The sequence below is a fragment of the Type-D symbiont of Plautia stali genome, assembly GCF_001485335.1.
GTDB lineage: Bacteria > Pseudomonadota > Gammaproteobacteria > Enterobacterales > Enterobacteriaceae > Pantoea > Pantoea vagans_C.
In genome coordinates, this window is record NZ_BBOC01000097.1 from 1 (window position 1) to 18,884 (window position 18,884).

Consider the following 18,884-nt stretch of genomic DNA (forward strand, 5'->3'; position numbering starts at 1 on the left):
AGCATCTTTTTTCAATTCGTCTGTAGAAAATTCGATACCGTTAGCTGTAGTTATATTTTTGATAATATTAATAATGTATTCCTTTTTCAGGCATAAATGTTTAAAATCAGGTCGATAAATAATTTTATTCTGCTAGTCCTCCCTATCCTTTAGTAGAGGCAGAGCATTTATCATGACATAATCATCTGCTTTTATTAAAAAAATGGAGTTCTGATGCGCCTTTTAATAATAAATATTAAAAACTCACCTTGGAATGAATTTAAAAAAGATCTTATTAAAAGAGGTTTTATATATGATGAAGTAAATAGTTATAAAATTGCTTTTTATTACATAAAAGAGACATCCTACGATATGTGCTTAATTCATCAGTCGGTTGGTGACAACTCTTCAGCATCTCATTTACGGCAGTGGAGAAGACAACATATAAAAACCCCTGTAATTATACTTTCTGATATATTAAATCCTGAAATTGTTCTAGAGAACCTCAAAAAACGGAGCGGATGATTTTATCAGCCTGGACACAGAATATGAGGAAATATATGCAAGAATTAATGCTGTTATACGCCGAGGACATGGTTACTGTACTTCTATAATAAATCTTTATCCCTATGAAATTGATATAGATGATCGTTCTCTTAAGATAAATGGTAAAAGAATAAAATTAACGGATTTTGAATACATTGCCATGGAAGCTTTAATTATTAACGCAGGAAAAACGGTATCCAGAAATCATTTTATGTACAGGTTTTATGATAACCCATGCAACAAGGACATAAAGATTGTAAGTGTGATAATTTGCAGGTTGAGAAAAAAACTGGGAAGGCATATTAACGGGCACCAAATAACAACCATAAAAAACAAAGGTTATAGTTTTTTAAGATAAGTTTATAAATATAGAATTAATATTCTATAAAAACAATCTTAATGAATTTCACCTTGCCCAACATTATCCAGTAACAAAGAGATTATGCTCGCCACCTTAGCGAACTTATTTATCATTTTTCAAATATTTCAGGAGGATAACAACTTAAGTTTGTTATATTAAACACCCTTTTGCTAACCCCAACATAACATGGAAACTGAGTGGTGTATTTATGAAAAACACTTCGTACTTGATTTTATTACTTTCTTCTTTTTTTCTCCATCATATGCATGGAGTTTTTCATTGCAAACCGATAAAACGCATTACGAGATTGACCCTTCAACATTAAAAATAAGCGCGAACGATGTAATTGTTAATAATCCTCATCCTGTACAGGAGGTTAATAATCTTGAGATATTCCCATTGTACGTGACATGGCACTGGCCACAGAAAGACATTGATATCGTAGCGCAAGTGAATGGAGAAGACCTTCGCCTCACTTTCAAAAGTGCTCGTTCACAAACACTCAACTGGTTCAGTATGCCACCTCACATAAACATGCTTGAACTTCCTTTAGGTGAAGGTAGTCAGATACCTCTCAGCAATGCTGACTGGTTGTCTTATCTCACGGAGGAAGTCTCCAACATTGATACCAATTTTGATTTGAAACTACCTCTGTGGGGACTGGAAAAAGGAGACAATGTCTTTAGCTGGATTGTATTATCCCCGTTTAACAATCAGATTTCTTTCACCAAGACTGATAAGAGTTTGAAAATGGATGGGTCTCATATTTTTAACAAGTTTAATCAGGATGACCCTTTCGAAGTTATTTTACATGTGGGTACTTCTAAGCTCTCAGGTGCGATTAGTTATCGAAAGTATCTACAAGACACCGGGCAGTTCAGTTCGTTGAGCGATAAAATTGCAATATCTCCGGAAGGAAATAAACTTATTGGTGCAACACATATCTATTTATGGGGAAACACACTTCTCGCTCAGGAGGATGTTAATAATTGGTCTGACCTCGTTAACTTCCTGAGGTCTCCTGACGGGAATAATCTGATGAAAGGAATATCGCATGAAGACAGAGCGATTCTGAGGAGTTTAACCGCAGGTGAACCACAGTTATGGCAAAAACAATCTCTTATCGAAGCCATCAACAACGCGCTCATTGCTCTCGTACCTCTCAACTCCTCACCCGATAGCCCAACATTTCTCATGGCACAGCATCAACAGGCAGAAAAGGTACGTCTTCTTGCTGAGCGGCTTCTGGGAAAATTTCTTTTACCATCGGACCAATGGGGCCCGGGTCTTTCTGAGTCGGTTATCAAACCATTAAAAGATGCCGGATTATCACGTTTGTGGTTAGGCACAGACAACTGGACTGCAGCATTTCTGCATCCTCAGGCGGTAATTCGTGCAAAGGAATCCGGATATTTAATCGCCAGTTATGATTCATATGATACCGGTATTCCAAGAGGACTCAATGACAGCTGGCTTACAGCCCAGCTTCCCAAAAATTTGGTTGAAAAATGCGCCATCGTTCGTGCGGACGGCACTAAAAAGCCCGGGTTTGGGAAGCAGGGATATTATCTGAATCCCGGCTGTGTTCTCCCATTTTCTCAACACAGAATGCGTGAGATAGTCGGGCTGGCCGCCTTAAACAGCCTGTTTCTTGATGTTGATGGAACCGGCATGGTGTCTGATGACTATCATCCAGAACATCCAATCAGTTCAGAACAGATGGCAGCTGACCGTAATGCTCGCATGGCTTGGTTTGTTAATGCGTTTAAACTTCCGCTGGGTTCAGAAGACGGAAACGCGGTTACAGCGCGTCACCTTATGTTTGCACATGGCATGGAAACGTGGGGGTTTGGCTGGCGCGACAGAGATATGAGATACGAAAAAAAATCGCAGTATTATCTTGGCGCATGGTGGCCAAGCTCACAACCGGCCACATTTTTCACCCCGGCAAAAGTGAAAGAACAGTACCAAACTGTTGTCTTCGATCCCCGCTACCGCCTGCCATTATATCAGGCCGTTTTTCATGACTCTGTAATAACATCACACCACTGGACTTTTGATAACCTCAAATTCAGCGACGTTAAAACAACGCGTTCGTTACTGAGTCAGTTGTATAATACACCTCCGCTTTTCAATCTCAGCAGAGGCACCCTGAAAGAAAGATTACCAGAAATCATTAAGGCCGACGCCAGTTTCCGTATTTTGCACAGTGCACTATGGGATAAAGCGTTAACTGATTTCAGCTGGCTGGATAGTTCAGGTCTTGTACAGGAGACGAAATTCAGTGATGGTTCAGTGCTGACCGCAAATTTCAGTGATAGAAAGTTTAAAGACATTTCAGGTCATACTCTCCGGGCTGAACTGTCGGATGGCCGTATTCTAAATTTCGGCCAAGATTAAATTATACTTAATTTAAAATGCCTGATCTAAATCAGGCATTTTAAACAGTTAAATAAATTTTTTTCATCTTTTGTGATTGATAAAATTACAGAGTATCAAGACGTGATAAAAAGATATCACTCGTTAACGCTCATCAGTTTTACTGTTTACTTCATAAAGTAAATCAAAAAGATAATTTAAATTCTATTAATAACATAGTGTGAGTATAACCCCTCTTCACCAGGTCACTGTCAGTTCTTTCATGGTGTGTACATTTCTGAGACCTACAGATTCAGTTGAAAAAGAAGTTTTCTTTTAACTCATTCTTTTACCAGGTGCTCACCCTGGAGTGCCTGGTACGATCGTTACGGGGCCAGTTTCTGAAACTTAGCATTATTTTCAGTAAGTTAAGCGGCGTTATTTGCTGGAACTGTTTCCGCTCGCCCTGCTTTTTATTCCGGGCCGTCCAGGTTATTCTCCGTATACGGGAGAATAGCCTGAAAACCGATCCACAGGGGATCCGGTGAGGATCGATTTATTCCCGTGGTTTTCGCTGGACAGACGCGCGAAAATACGTTCTCACCCGCCCGACGACGGAGATTGAAATTCTGAGCACTTTACCCCGTGAAATTCCGCAGAATTCGCACAGCGGCGTCACTGAGCACAATCTGCACAATTCCGGCGCCGCGCGCTACTTTGACTATGAAAGCGCGGTGGCGCTGCGCAACCTGGCCGCCGCCTACGGCACCGACATGCCCCGCTACCTGCTGGCCCCCGAGGTGGCGGTGCTGCTGTCTAAGGTGACCGATCTCCGCAAACGACTGTTTATCGATGCCCTCTGGAACACCGGCGGAAGGCTCAACGAGATCCTGCCGCTGACCCGGGAGGACTTCGTGCTCGATGACCCGCTGACCGGGGCACCGCTGTCGTCACCGTTCGTGGTGCTGCGCACCCTCAAGCAGCGGGGGCTGGAAGAGGCGGCCCGCAACCGCAGCCGCCGGCGCGGCCGCCCGACGAAAGAAGAGCAGCAGGCGGAGCGGGAGGTGGAAGCGGAGATCCGCGATAACCCGCCGCGCGCGGTGCCGCTCACCGATCCGGGATTCGTGCAGCGGCTGAGGGAGTGGTTTGCGACGGTGAGCCCGCCGGCGGGCGCCCGCCTGTGGGACATCAAAAGCGAGGACACCGCGCGCAGCTGGATCTCACAGGCGGTGGCGGCCGCGGAGCGTGACGGCGTCACCTTCTCCATCCGGCCGGTGACGCCGAAGACCTTCAGGGACTCGTTTGCGATGCATCTGGTGCAGCATCAGGTGCCGCAGAAGGTGATCCAGACCCTGATGGGGCACAAGGACGCCAGGTCCACCGAGTGGTATACCCGGGTGTTTGCGCTGGACGTGACCCGCCAGCTCGGCGTGCGGTTCTCGATGGACGCCGCGGAGGCCCGGGCGCTGCTGCCGGGGGGGCGGTGATGATGACGGAGTGGGAGAATTTTGTGACGCTCCCGGACCTGCTGCTGATGGCCGGGCTCGGGGCGGTGAATCTTTATCTCTGGGTCAGTCTGGGTGCAGAGGTCCGGCGGTGGCGCCGGCGACGGTCCCGGCTGGATCTACCGCGCCTGCAGGTTCAGTTTCTGCCGCCTGAGCGATCGCCGCTGCCGCTGCTGCTCACGACGCTGGTGACGGGGCTGGCCAGCGCCTGGATGCTGGCCGTGATCCTGCCCGTCGTCTAGGCCGTAAAGGCATCACGGAGGCGGAACGTGCCCCCGGCGGAAAAAAGGCGGTCGCCGGGGTCACGGTCTGATTGCTAACAGCGCGTGATTACTCATAATAAAGCTCCGTTTATTATCAGGATCTGACCGTATGCTCCTCAGGAGAAAAAAACACCGTACCCACGGTGAGGATCGCCTGCTCGCCCTCACGCTTGCCACCACGGCGGGCGTCCTCAACGCCATGGCCTTTGGTGCGTTTGGCTTCTTCCCCTCTCATATGACGGGCAACACCTCCCAGCTGTCTGCGGAGGCGGGCAGCTGGGATCTGCACGGGCTGCTTTTTCTCGCGGTGTTGATCCTGGCCTTCGTGACGGGCGCCACGCTGGCGCGCCTCGCCGTGGCCTTCGGGCTACGCCGTAACGTGCGCACGGTATTCTGCCTGGTGCTGCTGTGTGAGGGCATGCTGCTGCTGGCCACCTCGCTGGTTGAAATCCGGTGGTACAGCATCCGCAATAACGGCGAGGTGCTGGTCACGCTCGCGCTGCTCATGGGGCTGCATAACGCCACCTCCACCCAGCTGTCCGGCGGGCGGGTCAGGTCAACGCACGTGACAGGGACCCTGACCGATGCCGGTATGGCGCTGGGCTCCTGGCTCAGGGCGTCGGTCAGCCGGCGCGAAGCCGCCGACGCGCCCGTTCACCGGGCGCTGCTCAGCACGCACCTCGTGACCATCGTCTCATTCCTGTCGGGATGCGTTGCCGGCTATTTTCTCTTTGTGCGGTTTGGGTTTAACGCCATGGCGGGGCTGGCCTGCCTGCTCATCCTCATCGCGCTCGGGGGCATTGCCCGCGCGCTGCATCTGACCGGCTGGCGTTTCTGGTAGCGGCCGGTACTTTCAGAGACTGCTTCACGCGCAGATAACCGCACCCTGACGCTGCTGACCTGAGGCCACGGGCCGCCCTGGCAGGCGGTCTAGCGCTGAGTAAAAAGCTGGAGTCAGGCAATGCGACGGGCCGCGCCGGCATCTGCTGAACGTCCTTTTATCTGCCATCTTTAAGTCTGCTCGCTCATCTTTCCGGGGAAATTATGTCACTGCGCTCGCTTCAGGCTCTTTGCCTGGTTAATTTTTTTATGGCAGACGTCAGGGACGGTCTGGGGCCGTTTCTGGGGATATTTATGACTGAACATCACTGGAAGCCAGAGTCCATCGGCTGGGTGATGACGTCAGCAGGCGTGGCCAGCCTGCTTGTCACTTTACCGGCGGGTATCGCGGCGGACGCGGTCAGAAACAAGCGGATGATGCTGGTCACCGGCACCCTGACCGTTATTCTGGCGACGATCATGCTCTGGTATTTTCCCAGTCCTGCCGTGACGGTTGTCTCTCAGGTCATGACCGGACTGGCGGCCGCGTTCATTGCCCCTCTGATGACCGCCATGACGCTGGGCCTGACGGGGCCTGAAAAGTTTGGTCATCAGACGGGCAGAAACGAAGCGTTCAACCACGCGGGTAACATGACGGCGGCCGCGGTGGCAGGCGCCTCGGTCTGGTACTGGGGAACCGGTGCCGTATTTGTGCTGATGACGGTGATGGCCCTGCTGGCCACGGCCTGTGTCATGGGGATCCGCGATCGAGATATTGATAACAGGCTTGCCCGCGGGCTGAACGCGGACGCCGGTCACGCTGCCCTTCCGCGCCTGTCTGTGCTCCTTCACGAGCCCGCACTGCTCATCGGCGGCGTCACGGTTCTGCTGTTTCATCTGGGCAACGCGGCCCTTTTGCCCATGCTGAGCGTCCGGGTAGCGGCTTCACCGGAGGCGGGGATTAATCCGGGCGTGTTTGCCGCGGCCACCGTGATTATTTCGCAGGCCGTGATGATCCCGGTTGCGCTCTATGCCGCGCGCCGGGCGCAGCGCACGGGCTATCTTTCTCTCATCACTGCGGCCCTGTGTATCCTGCCCGTACGGGCCGCCGTGGCCTCCCTCGGTGACGGCATCGCGTTCATGCCCGCGATCCAGATACTGGACGGAATGGCGGCCGGTCTTCTCGGGGTTGCCGTGCCGGGCTTTGTGGTCAGGGTGCTTGACGGTAAAGGGCACACCAATGCCGGCCAGAGCTTTATCCTGCTTATGCAGGGAGCCGGCGCCGCCCTGAGCCCGGCCATGACGGGCACGCTGATTTCCCACTACTCCTACTCCGCCGCCTTTGCTGTGATGGGCGCGCTGGCCGTGCTGGCGCTCATTATCTGGCTTGCAGGACAGCGTGCATCGCGGCGGGCGACAGGTGCACCGGAACCTGTGTCGGGGGAAGAAACCTGACCTGTCTCTGTTCTTATTTTTGTGAATAAATACAGATAAATGCACCTGGAAGCCGGCTTCGTTTCCCGGCTAAAGGCTTCATTCTCAGGATCTGAAAATAGCAATATCAATGAAGTACCATTCGCGTTGCCGACCGGCAAAAAATGACCAGTATCAAAAAACCGTTGATGCCCTGAGACGCACAGGGATCGACATCAGCGGTTTTCTTCTTCAATAGAGCGTAATTAAGCGAAAAAATGAAAAAAAGGCCGTCGCCTGAGCCCTTTACCTAGAGCCTCATGTCAGAAAAGCCAGGTAAAAATGGCGTTGACACTGTTGTCCTGATAGTGCTTCGACAGCAAACCGCCATACCCCAGCGACAGCGTGGCGCTCTCATTCGTCGCAACTTCTGCACTTGCCTTCAGCGCTATACCCTCACGTGACAGCGCCACACTCTCCACCACGATCGGAGCGTTGCTGCCGCTTAACCGCAGTCCCTTTCCCCGGCTCAGGTCGCCATACTGGTGCTGCCAGCCCAGATCGCTGCGCAGCACTATCTTCGTACCCGGGCTAACCTTCCATTCGGCGTCCGCGCGCAGCCCCAGCGTCGAAGTCGTCGCGTCCGTGTATTGTTTGTCACCGCGCAGCGCTGCCGCGCCACCGCTTTCTGCAATGCCGTTGCTCTTTAAGTTCACGTATGCAAGGTTGACAAACGGCTCCACATTCACCCACTTCGTCAGCATACTATAGCCCGCTTCCGCGTACAGCTGCTGAGTACGCGCGCTGTACTTCGCCGCGTCCTTATCTGATTGTATTCCGTAGTTCACCGGCCGTTGGGTGTCGAGCCAGTGCCATGTGGAACCTGCGCCACCACGCATCACAAGCGCGCCGAACTGCTTATCGCCGTACACCGCCATATGGTAGTTGTTGCTGTCCGCGGTCGCTCCATGGCCGCCGTTTAGCGAGAGGCGGGTGTAACCAGTAGCCATCCCCAGCCGCCCGTCGTGCGCTACCGCTGAGTCCAGCCCGACCAGCACCCCGTAGGTCGATGCATGATAGCCAGTGGCGTTGGTATCGCCCGACGCGTTGCCCCACGCCCCCAGAATCTGCCCCCAGGCTCCGCTCTCATCCGCCCTGATGGCCAGCGGAGTCGCCCTCCCTTCTGCCTGCCGCAGACGTCCGTTAAGCGCCTCACGCATGTAGCGGCTGTCGTTCACCAGCGCCGACGTGATATCCGCATGGATTTGTCCCGACAGCTGACGGAACGCGTGTCGTGCCTCGCGCACCGTGGCGCTGCTGAGAATGCTTTCGTACACCGGGTTGCCCGCCGCCAGCGTATCTGCCACCGCCGCCACCGCCCGTTCGTTCGGGGTCTGCGCGACACTGGCGAAGCTTGTGCCGTTGCGTCCCACGTTCAGCGTTACTCCGTCAGGCTGGTAGCTCAGCCCTGTGCCGAGGAACAGGTAGTCTGGCGCCACCCCCTCAAACTGCCCGCTTACCCCTTTTTTTGCGGTCAAAATCGTGTAATGCTGGCCCAACAGGCTGCGCACTTCTCCTTCCGTAAGAAGGTTGTTGCTGTTTTCCAGCGAAACATTCACGCTGCCGCCATTAAGAACAGCCGTGCCCGCACTTTGAATTCGATCGCTCTTACCATTTGCCGCTACCTCTACCCCATAATGCGACCCTGGATCAAAAGTTACCCTGTCTGCTACATTCAACACCCCTATTGAGTGGCCAGGCGTGACCACGCCTCCTTTATGCACGGTCAATCTATTCAACTCCCCGGTGCCGCTGAGCAAACCGCCCTGATTAACCTCGGTAGCCGAATTAACCGCGCCATCAGCTATAACAACGCCATTATGGTTAATCTCCAGAGCTGAATTTAATACCCCGCTAATGACCAGAGTCCCACCGTTAACGACAGACTTATCACTGTATTGCGTATTCCCGGAAACAATTAGCGTCCCCTGGTTAACCTCAAGACCACCAAAACGATCGTTCCCTGATAGCGTCAGGCTACCTTCACCATTTTTAATCAGCTTGCCTGGACCCATAATATCGTTTTTCCATTCGTCAGATAACGAAAAACCAGCAATATCAAAGGTAGGGTTGAAAGTCTGATCGACTACAAGAGTGTCGTAAAGATAGGCCGGGCCTCCGTATGCTTTGGGTAAATCTATCACCCCCCAAAACGATTCAGGGTTACCCGATTGTATCGTCCATCCAGCCAGAGAATTTCTCGGGTAGGCGGTACTTGCCAAAATACTTCGCCAACTGGATTCGGTCAAATAAGGAAAACGCAGGCGTAATAAATAGCCTGCTTTATCCGGAATATCATCCGGGGTGATGCGAGGAGCAACGAAAGGTTCTTTCTTTCCGTAGTAACCAATGTTGTTGCTGGAATATACCAGAGTTCCTGGTTGCTTAGCAGCTATGCATACTCCGGTATTTTCGTAACACCCGCTGGCAATTTTGCTTCGGGTCGCTTTAGCTAAATCGGCGAGTGTAGTCGCAATGCTTTCATTGGCCAGCAATTGAGCCAGTGAAAAATAGCTACCGACTCGCGAAGCGATAGTATCAGTTGGAAAGTGGGCGCCCACAATAACCCGGCTCTCGCCAAATTGCAGGGCGCGGGAAAAGATCTCACTCCCTCGTTCGGGAAATATCAGTGACAGAACAATAGCCTGCCTGAATCCCGACCAGGTATGTCCACTCGGGAAGGATGAGCCCTTTACAGACAAATAATTTTTTATGTAATCGCCATTTTCATCTAAAACCTGATAAGGTCTGCCTCGTTTAAAGTGATCTTTCAGTATAAAGTCGAATGAGCGCGGTCGACCACTTCGGGGATCATAGGCATAAGTTGCTGTTTTATATAATTCGCTAATGTGATTGTAAGAATCTATTGACCGGAGATCCAGCGACTTGGCTTGCTCACCGAATGCAGAAACAGAAAAACTTTGATATATATATCCAGTTGATTGATTTCGATCATCATATGCAAGCGCACGACGTTCTCCTGTAATAGCTGTGTATTCATTACTGCCCTGACGATCCCACTCAGATGCTTGGGAATTTTCCTGTGGATAACCTGTCAGGACTTTCCTGTACAAGCTTTCGAACCACCCCTGACGTTTTAAATTTATTATTTCTTTAGTTGAGGCAGTATTCACTGCTGCCCATATCCCTGTGGGATAGAACAGAATCAAAAAAAGCATAGAATATTTTAATTTCATCATCACCCCAAAGCAACCAAGATAATCACTAATGCGCTAAAAAAATTAACTTATTAGACTTATATTACAGGTTGTTTACACGCATATCAGAGAGGTAAAAAACTCAATTTATTCTTGGATTTTTGGAATATCAGCAAAACAACGGTTGCCGGAATCAGCTCAATAATTAAAGAGTAGACCGTTGGGCGTGACTTTCTCAAAACAGGAGGCGATATTAAGGCAGAAATAAATGAAACCCAAGGTAAAACCAGATACATTAGTTGACAAATCCAAAGTTATGGAGGGTAGTACTCTTCCATTTTGTATTTTTTAGAGTGAATAATCTTCTTTATAGATAAATCACCAATATGCAATGAAAAGTGGATATCCGTAGCAAACTTGTTTACACATTTATTCACTCGCACGTTCTACTTTCTTTTCCTTCAGAAGGCAAAAAATACTCACATAAAAATAACTCAAACCATCTCCTTCTCCAAAGGGAAAGTGATAGCTGAAGGCATACCAAACACAAGCAAAGTTTGAACTGGCTACGTACACTAAATTTAAATATCCTACTGGAATAACTGGTTATGGAGTTCTTAAAAGTTTTTGATAAAAGCTAAAAGATCAAAAATGACTTATGACTGCAGTTTTTTAATTCTGGTTTTACAGGCGTCCGGCTACCACATCAGATAATAGTAGAATACCTATTTAACCAGACAGGAACTCTACAGCAGCATATATAATCATTTTATTTTACCAGGTTAACCGCATTAAATGTCATAAAACGACGCCATGATTAATACCAGGAAGGTTTTTCATTTAATCAGTTTAAATAAAATATTTTCGTTTGCCGGGCCTGTTCCCGGCAAACGATTAAATAACCAACCCATAATATTTACAACAACACCAAGCAACTCATTTAAATAAACCCTTAAATAAAAAACAACATATTAAATTAACTGACCGATCGTTAATAATCACCCCGCTATTTATTAAAAGTAGAAATAATCTTAGAACTATCATCAACAAAAAAACTAAGACATATTCAATAACAATCCTTCACTTCATACTTTAACATAATTCCCATAACAGTCAGAATCGCCATGTCAAACCAGCATTTACACTATTATCCTGGTAGGATTTTGATATCAACCCCGCATATCCCAGCATTAAATGGGTGGAATTATTCAATTCTAAATCAAATCCTGTTTTGACTAACATTCCATCTCGACTTGACGCAACCGCGTTAGTCAGAAATGGAGTGGTTCCCTGACGAAAATTGAGTCTCACTGTGCGTGAACGATCAGTGTACTCATGTTGCCATCCCAGCGAAGTATTGAGCGACAGCTTTGAATTAACGCCCACTTTCCATTCGGACGAAGTACGGCCTCCAAGTACTGATAAGGCCACATTGCTGTGCTGATCTTCACCTCTGAGAGCTGCTGCACCACCATTTTCTTTAAACGCATTCTTTTTGACATGAATCCACGATAGTTGAGAAAAAGGTTCAATGGATGTGCTACCAAGATCAATATTATAGCCAGCCTCTACGAATATCTGGCTGGTATCGACTTTATATTTAGACTTCTCGTTTTCTGTCTGTTGACCAAGATGTATATTACGGGAAGTATTAACCCTACCCCAGCTATTTCCTGCTCCAGCCCGCAGTGATATTTCCCCGAGATGCTGACCAGCGTATAAAGCCAGATGATAACTGTCCAATCCGGCAGTGGATCCATTTCCATCATTTAATGAAGTACGAGTATAACCACCTGCTATACCTATTTGTCCTCCAGAGTCTGACTCTGTATCGAGCCCTAACAGGATCCCTCCAGTCGATGAATTGAATCCGTTTGTCTCAGAGTTTCCTGACGAGTGTCCCCATGCACCTAATAATTTGACCCAAGAACCGGACTCATCAGAATGGATATCAGTGCTCGTTCTGGCACTATTAGGCGCTAATAAACGAGAATTCAGAGCATCACGTAAATAGCGGCTGTTGTGAATCACTGCTGGTAGGATATCTGCGTGAACCTGCCCGGACAGTTCGCGGAAGCTCCTGCGTGCATCCTCAACATTATAAGTCTTTAGTAAGGTATCATATACAGGGTTTCCTGGCATCAACGCTTCTGCAGCCCGAGCGACGGACCGCTCGTTACTCGTTAGAGCCACGTCTGCAAAGGCCACCTGGTTGCGGCCAACATGCAGTAGCACCTTTCCGGGCTGGTAGTTGAGGTCAGTGCCGAGGAACAAATAGTTAGGAGATACTTGTTCAAAGCGGCCGACAATACCCTGCTTTGCAGTAAGTATCGTGTATTCCTTCCCCTGTAATTGCTGGATGTCTTGTAGCGACAAAGAATCCCCTGACTGCGTAAGAGAAACATTAACACGGCCCCCTGTAATAGTAGCAACCCCATCAGTGTTAATTTGATCACTCTGGCCATCTGCAGAAATTTCAACGTCATAATTAGAACCATTAGCGAATAACACATTGCCAGCAACCTGCATATGCCCGATGCTGTTTCCTGGTGCAACAGTTGCAGCCCTCATGATAATCAGATCACCATCAAACTTACCCGTACCAAAAGTATGGGAGCCAGACTCAAGGACTGTATTACCTCTTATTAGACCATTATTGACTAAGATTGCTCGGTTATGCAGCATCTGACTATCGAGCGTTCCTTGAACTATGAGTTTACCTCCGTTAATATTAACCTGATTAAAATAGTGCGCTGCCAATAATTTGGTAATACCCTCCTGCTGATTCAGATGTGAAAATTTTGTATTATCAGAAATAAGCAGAAGCCCTTCGCCTTTTTTAGTTAGCGCATGGTCACTGATAATATTTCTTACCCAACTGTCTTTATTTACATACGAGCTGATATTATGAAGCGTCTGTCCATTTGATACATCAACAGTTACATCTTTATTTACTACTGAACTCTGAGCCATTAGGCGTGGCAGCACCCCTGCAATGGTCATTCCGGGAGCATTTTTTAAAGTGACTAAATTCCACTCCCCTTTATTCCAATGTAAAGCAATAAAATAGGTGTTAAAAACCAAAGGGTTTTTATTTTCCGAATGACCATAATTTACACCGCCATGATCCGGTGTAATACCAATCACCCATTCTTCATTGTTAATGTTTTCTCTTTTCATTAATCCTTTAAGGATCAGGGATATTTTATCATCTAGTTGTCTTACTCCTTTTGCATACTGGCTTGAGTCCCAGCCGTAGGTATGACCATCTTCATCAACAGAGTCTATATGTACAAAAACGAAATTCGAATCTGTCTTGCTCAGAATCGTCCCTACATGATAATTACTTTCAGTGACAGGTGTATGCTCTCCTTTGGCATTATTCACATCACCATCACGCCAGACTAATGGAACGCTTTCTGCCTTATCAAAGTAACGACCATAAACATCAACCAGAGGCTTCCATTCCGCTAATATTTCTGTTTTATACCCGGAATCATGCAAGTTCTGTGTTAACAGTTGCGTTCCTTTATATCCTTCGAACTCTTTTGTTTTTTTCTCCATTTAAAACATCGACTACTGTATTATCAGTGACACCATGTGTATCAAACTCTTTCCCTGTAAGCAATGAAGTCCAGTTGGCACCGCTAATAGTATTCCTCTGACCACCAGACCCGGTAGTCGACGTAATATCCAGCGTTAAAGAACCATGCTTATCTTTCACTATTGACTGATATTCTGGTAAAGGAATCGGACTGGCACTCCCAGATGGCAGAGCCATGCTGGCTCTCGATTGATCAATCCCACTTTCAATATATCTTGCCGCGGTCCCATCTGTCCCTATAAGGAGAATATTAGGATTTCCAGAAACATTAGTATTGACAAGCACACCAATAATCACAGTTAATAACTTCACCTTTCCTTTCATCACCAACTCCTTATTACAGATAAAATTAAAAAACAACCCATATACATTTAATTATTTTTAATAATGAGGGTAATCATAATTAACCGATAAATAGATATTTTTTGAAAAAATTATACAGTTTTATTTTCGACCCATAAAACCACGCTCACATGCACTTTATGCCCACTCAAAGAATATGAAGCATTGATATTTATAGAAACAAATGCAGATAGAATCAACCTTTCCCAATTAACGGCTCCATTTAGAAAATCATCGTTGGTTTTTTCTAATTTGAAATAATGCATTAAAACCAAACCACCTCTCAATAAAGAAAGATACACCACGCGACAATATAATCACTACCCATTAATTCAAAAGAGGAATCTCAAAATTAATAAGCGCCATAATTTTAAACTCTAAGAGATTTCTTTATGTAAATAAAGACTTTCAGGTTACGTATAACTATTAATTCCATTTAACAGATGAAGGATCTTCCACAAGATTTTTTTCTTGTATATAAGTTCCGTTCTGTTGAGAAATAGCTTCGCCAGTGTCGATGATCGCATTTTGGATGAAAACATTTTTTCCCATCTCCACGTACGAAGGTTAACTGATGAAAAGCTGTTTTATTACCCCAGTCAATTGAAGGAAGAGAAATAAAACGCACGGTGAAGGTCTCATCATCGAAATCACCTTGCATTGTATACACTCCATAATGGTTTTCTCCTTGCGATATTATTTTATAAACTCCGTTATCGTAGTAATACAGCTCCGCATCTGGGAATGGTTTTTTTTCGTACATCTTACGATAATGCAGAACCTGCTTAACCGTTGGTCGCCCGATCCTTATAGTTAACTCTTTATTATCATGCAAGTTATTCGCCCCCTCAGCTTTAACACCATTCATAAGCATCAGAATAATCAATGAATATAATATTTTCACTTCACTTCTCCTTGTCAACTCATGTAAAAAATCCGTATAAATAAAAAACATTAAGAAAAAATAATCCTCATAACGACTTATCAACGCATCTAATTTGTTTTATATTAATATCAAATTTATTACGTTATCTTTACAGCGAGAAAGAAAAGATTTGACAATTCTTAAACTTACAGAATAAAAAAACGTTTCACAAACTGCACGTGTTTATAATGCACCAGTAGTTAAATACCAGTATTTGCAAGGGCCTGGATCCCTACCCGGGGTAAAAAGATAAACCTTAATCAATACAGAACCATTTCCGTGAACAATGAACGTCGCTACAAATTATTTTTAATAAAAAAACCAACCTTCAAATAGCACATTATAAAAAATTATCTGATGATGATGATTACCATCCAGCATTCCATTAACACTCTACTTTTTCAATACAACTTAAAGAAAACCATCATTGAAAACTCCACCATTGACCACATATATCGACAATCTTGATTGCTTCAACAATAATGTCAGAATTCATTGATGAAAACGGTTTTTTATATTTAGCTTAACCAGACTGTATACTGTCTGAACCGGAGTTAATGTTTCTGCCCGAGGCTTCTACCTCCTGCATACTCTTCTCAGGAGTAACCTTTAAGTTCTGGTGAAAACCCTTGAAACTTGTATGCTCATGTATTATTTAAACTTAAATGCAGTTAGACCCGCTAAAACGGATATGGTTAATTGACACCGCGAGCTTCCATATTCTCCTAGTGACTGCATTTTTTCTCCTTATAGGGATGTCAGTTATCGTAGTCTCCCATCCATTTAGATCATTCACTTAATCGTAGTCACGCCTGAACGTTTTCATGAACGATACCGCCATCACATTGTTCTCCGGGATGCGCACTGAATTCGTACACACGATACACCCAAGTTACTCGGCCAACGTTCTTGTTGCGTTCGCTAGAGAACAACAGCCGTTATCCGTCAACCCCCCAACCGAATGTGACAGGTCAAGCCTATTTCCAAAGCGCTTTGCTACGCTCTCTGTCAGCAGACCCTGTACCATAACGCTATTTATTCCATCGGTTGTCGCCGACCAACTGATGGCTTCGGGCTCACAGCGATCGGGACTGAACACCGCCCGTACGCTTTCCCGATTCCAGCAACGTATTGCGTCGCCATCTGAACACCAGTGCGTATCCCGCTTAAGGGTCACGACGTTGCCGGTATGACAGCGCTCTGGTTTTTATAATCTGATTTTTTCCAGCTACAGGTTATTTTCCCCCATGATCCGGTAAATACGTTGAGGTACCAGTGTTGTTTCTCGGCGCACGGTTGAGGTGCGCAGTCATGCGAGGACAGCCGTTTTTCGCCCGCTCGCTGCATATCTGGCAGATAAACTGCAACAGCCGGCGTCATCATTTTAGCTGTAGCGGATTGACTGATGCTGGCGCTTATCCAGCTACCATTCTAAAAGATACGAAAACGATACACAGAGCACTTGAGCTATTCGAATGAGAGGTATTGTCCGGTTACAGCAATGGCATGCGCGATCTCAACTTTTATCTGGGCTATCTCAGGCGCGTCCCGGAAGATTAAAGCTTCCATCATTTTACGCCCCAGCATTTTTTCAAGCTGTTTTGTTTTTCTCCAGTGCTTTGGCCTTGGAAACGCGGACACCATGTCGCCAGCGGCGATTGCAGACTCCCCATCATTGTTCATGGGCCGTTTCAAGTTATAAAAAAGAATGAGTGTGATGCCATATTGCCGGGCTACAAGTGAGACGATAAAGCCAGAGTTCAACAAGGCGGGCTTTCTTTTGGGGAGATTACGGCAGTGATTTTGCCCGCCAGTTATCACTTCGATTCTGTGCGCATGACAGCTCTTAAAATAGCTTTATGACTATTTCTTACTGGTGAGATGTCCGGTTTAAACGGGGACTAGGCCGAAACCATACTGGTTAACGGCTGTAAAGGACCTGGCGGAGGCATTCGAAAACTATGACGAATGGCATCCGCACAGGTCGCTGGGATACACCTTACTCCGAGAATATCTGAGGTTCCGGACCAGCAATGGGTTAAGTTATAAATAGCATAGTGAAATATATGAGCTAATCACTCCAGAAAGTTATCTGTATCTCAGCACACAAATGGTTATTTAAAAGAGGCAGAGGCGATAAATTGCTCGAAGCGCTCGCACCAGATTTGCACAGTAGTGTATCCATCAATATTTACTCCATTGGGTAAGCTCTTTTTAAAATCACCAAAGTTCTTCAGATCTCCAATGTAAAGTGAATCCTCTTTTATATGCAAAAAAGATTCACGATCATTAGCCTGAACTTTGGTTAAGTAAATCTTGTAATCCGGGCCTGGCGCGATACTCCCTTCAAAAGCAATATCAGTGTCGTTGATGTAAAGCTGGCCTTCAGCCCAGTGAACAGCGTTACTCCCTTCCTGATTTTTGTTAAATACGCCGGTATAGCGAGCATCATTTTTCACTGAGTTTACTTCTTCCTTTGTTGAATTTTTCTCTGCAGTTAGAACCGGAAGAATATAAACACCAGTACCAAACCCCACTCCGAGCAACATAAGATGGGATGCCAGCAGACCTATTTTAAGCGATTTTCTCATTTTATTTCCAGATAATTATTTAGTATGTAAATGTGTGGAAAAACGTACTTTAACTGGTTAACAAGAGATGAGTTTCAGTCAGACTTTTACATCTGCATTTTTATAAAGTGTTGCTGTAGCATATCCCTGATTGTCGGTATTCAGATGTGTAACCCGGAAGTAATCAGCACCGGCAGCATTCGCTTTATCTTCGAGTTTGTGGGTCAGATCGTCGACAGTGCCACCGACAGCGGTGATGCTGCCGATCCGTAGTAATTCGCATTGATGTGAACGGTTGATTTCATTGGTCTCACTTGAGAAGGCTGGCGCAGTGCTGAGCGCTAGCAGGGTGGCGATGATGATTTTTTTCATGACTATTTCCTCTAAGATTGTTTTTTAGTGAACGATAAAATATATAACTTACAACGACCCTTGCTGCAAGTTTTTTTATCGAACAATCAAAAAGTAGTAAGTTGAAATGTATAAAGTTTAAAAGTTACTTTTTAAGCTCATGAAAAATAGTAATAAAAAAGACATCTTAAGCTCATATCAGACATGAAAGTAGCAGCGGGACTGAACTGCCACGGATAGTCTAGAGACTTCCGAGTCGTTGATTGAGTGACCCCGAACCCATAGACAAATCTGCCCTATATTTGGAGTGACCCCGGGCCCATAGACAAATCTGCCCTATATTTTGAACATAGGAGGAGTCTATGGGCACACCACGATTTACCCCTGAGTTTAAAGAAGAAGCTGTCCGCCAGATCACCGAGCGGGGCTATTCCGTCGCCGACGTTTCTGAACGCCTGGGCGTCTCGCAGCACAGCCTTTATAAATGGATCCGCTCTATAAAACCTGATGCCACCGGGCACCAGGCGCAGGATCTGCTGGATGCCCGGACGGAGATCCTCCGGTTGAAAGCGCAGCTCAAGCGAACTGAGGAGGAACGGGATATCCTGAAAAAGGCGGCTGTAGATTCAA

General features: G+C 46.6%; 14 protein-coding genes and 2 pseudogenes. 9 read left to right on the top strand and 7 right to left on the bottom strand.

What is annotated here, in order from left to right; all coding sequences use genetic code 11:
* Window positions 1-213 precede the first annotated feature (213 nt).
* The 7 genes from PSSD_RS22415 (at window position 214) to PSSD_RS22440 (ending at window position 7,286) form a co-directional block, all read left to right on the top strand.
* Window positions 214-504: a response regulator transcription factor family protein gene (locus PSSD_RS22415; protein ID WP_058973734.1), complete on the top strand. Its 291-nt coding sequence runs from the start codon at window positions 214-216 to the stop codon at window positions 502-504.
* A 151-nt stretch (window positions 505-655) separates the two neighbouring features.
* Window positions 656-883 (top strand): helix-turn-helix domain-containing protein, encoded by a 228-nt coding sequence (locus PSSD_RS28475; RefSeq protein ID WP_369404325.1) that lies wholly within the window; start codon window positions 656-658, stop codon window positions 881-883.
* A 189-nt stretch (window positions 884-1,072) separates the two neighbouring features.
* On the top strand, window positions 1,073-3,286 hold the full coding sequence (locus PSSD_RS22420; RefSeq protein WP_058973735.1) for a glycoside hydrolase: 2,214 nt from the start codon (window positions 1,073-1,075) through the stop codon (window positions 3,284-3,286).
* A 587-nt stretch (window positions 3,287-3,873) separates the two neighbouring features.
* Window positions 3,874-4,731 carry a tyrosine-type recombinase/integrase gene (locus PSSD_RS22425; protein ID WP_058973736.1) on the top strand — a complete coding sequence of 286 codons (858 nt, stop codon included), beginning with the start codon at window positions 3,874-3,876 and terminating at the stop codon, window positions 4,729-4,731.
* Complete coding sequence (locus PSSD_RS22430) at window positions 4,731-4,991, top strand: hypothetical protein (RefSeq protein ID WP_058973737.1); 261 nt, start codon at window positions 4,731-4,733, stop codon at window positions 4,989-4,991. The genes PSSD_RS22425 and PSSD_RS22430 overlap by 1 nt, the downstream gene beginning before the upstream one ends.
* Window positions 4,992-5,121: 130 nt before the next feature.
* Window positions 5,122-5,853 carry a YoaK family protein gene (locus PSSD_RS22435; protein ID WP_058973738.1) on the top strand — a complete coding sequence of 244 codons (732 nt, stop codon included), beginning with the start codon at window positions 5,122-5,124 and terminating at the stop codon, window positions 5,851-5,853.
* A 203-nt stretch (window positions 5,854-6,056) separates the two neighbouring features.
* A complete protein-coding gene (locus PSSD_RS22440) occupies window positions 6,057-7,286 on the top strand; it encodes an MFS transporter (protein ID WP_058973739.1) in 1,230 nt (409 codons plus the stop codon).
* 281 nt (window positions 7,287-7,567) lie between these two features.
* Here the strand turns inward: PSSD_RS22440 and PSSD_RS26795 are convergent, their stop codons facing one another.
* The 5 genes and pseudogenes from PSSD_RS26795 to PSSD_RS26800 all read right to left on the bottom strand — a co-directional run bounded on the left by PSSD_RS26795 (window position 7,568) and on the right by PSSD_RS26800 (window position 17,100).
* Entirely contained in the window at window positions 7,568-10,501 is a 2,934-nt protein-coding gene (locus PSSD_RS26795; protein ID WP_072215015.1) for an autotransporter outer membrane beta-barrel domain-containing protein, read from the bottom strand.
* Window positions 10,502-11,575: 1,074 nt separating this feature from the next.
* Window positions 11,576-14,026, bottom strand: coding sequence for an autotransporter domain-containing protein (locus PSSD_RS22450; protein WP_058973741.1), 2,451 nt, complete (start codon window positions 14,024-14,026; stop codon window positions 11,576-11,578).
* Window positions 13,992-14,390: an alkaline phosphatase family protein gene (locus PSSD_RS27555; protein ID WP_153011485.1), complete on the bottom strand. Its 399-nt coding sequence runs from the start codon at window positions 14,388-14,390 to the stop codon at window positions 13,992-13,994. Before PSSD_RS27555 ends, PSSD_RS22450 begins: the two co-directional genes overlap by 35 nt.
* Before the next feature lie 444 nt (window positions 14,391-14,834).
* Window positions 14,835-15,282, bottom strand: a pseudogene (locus PSSD_RS22455) (hypothetical protein).
* A gap of 1,518 nt (window positions 15,283-16,800) precedes the next feature.
* Window positions 16,801-17,100 carry a helix-turn-helix domain-containing protein gene (locus PSSD_RS26800; RefSeq protein ID WP_153011486.1) on the bottom strand — a complete coding sequence of 100 codons (300 nt, stop codon included), beginning with the start codon at window positions 17,098-17,100 and terminating at the stop codon, window positions 16,801-16,803.
* A gap of 139 nt (window positions 17,101-17,239) precedes the next feature.
* Here PSSD_RS26800 and PSSD_RS27560 point away from each other — a divergent pair.
* Window positions 17,240-17,386, top strand: a pseudogene (locus tag PSSD_RS27560) (IS3 family transposase); the annotation flags it as partial.
* A 61-nt stretch (window positions 17,387-17,447) separates the two neighbouring features.
* Here the strand turns inward: PSSD_RS27560 and PSSD_RS22465 are convergent.
* Window positions 17,448-17,924 carry a DM13 domain-containing protein gene (locus PSSD_RS22465; protein ID WP_058973742.1) on the bottom strand — a complete coding sequence of 159 codons (477 nt, stop codon included), beginning with the start codon at window positions 17,922-17,924 and terminating at the stop codon, window positions 17,448-17,450.
* 78 nt (window positions 17,925-18,002) lie between these two features.
* On the bottom strand, window positions 18,003-18,275 hold the full coding sequence (locus PSSD_RS22470; RefSeq protein WP_058973743.1) for a YdgH/BhsA/McbA-like domain containing protein: 273 nt from the start codon (window positions 18,273-18,275) through the stop codon (window positions 18,003-18,005).
* A 341-nt stretch (window positions 18,276-18,616) separates the two neighbouring features.
* On the opposite strand from PSSD_RS22470, the gene PSSD_RS22475 reads away from it, so the two are divergent.
* Window positions 18,617-18,884 (top strand): transposase (locus PSSD_RS22475; protein WP_058973744.1); only part of this gene is annotated, 268 nt, incomplete at its 3' end.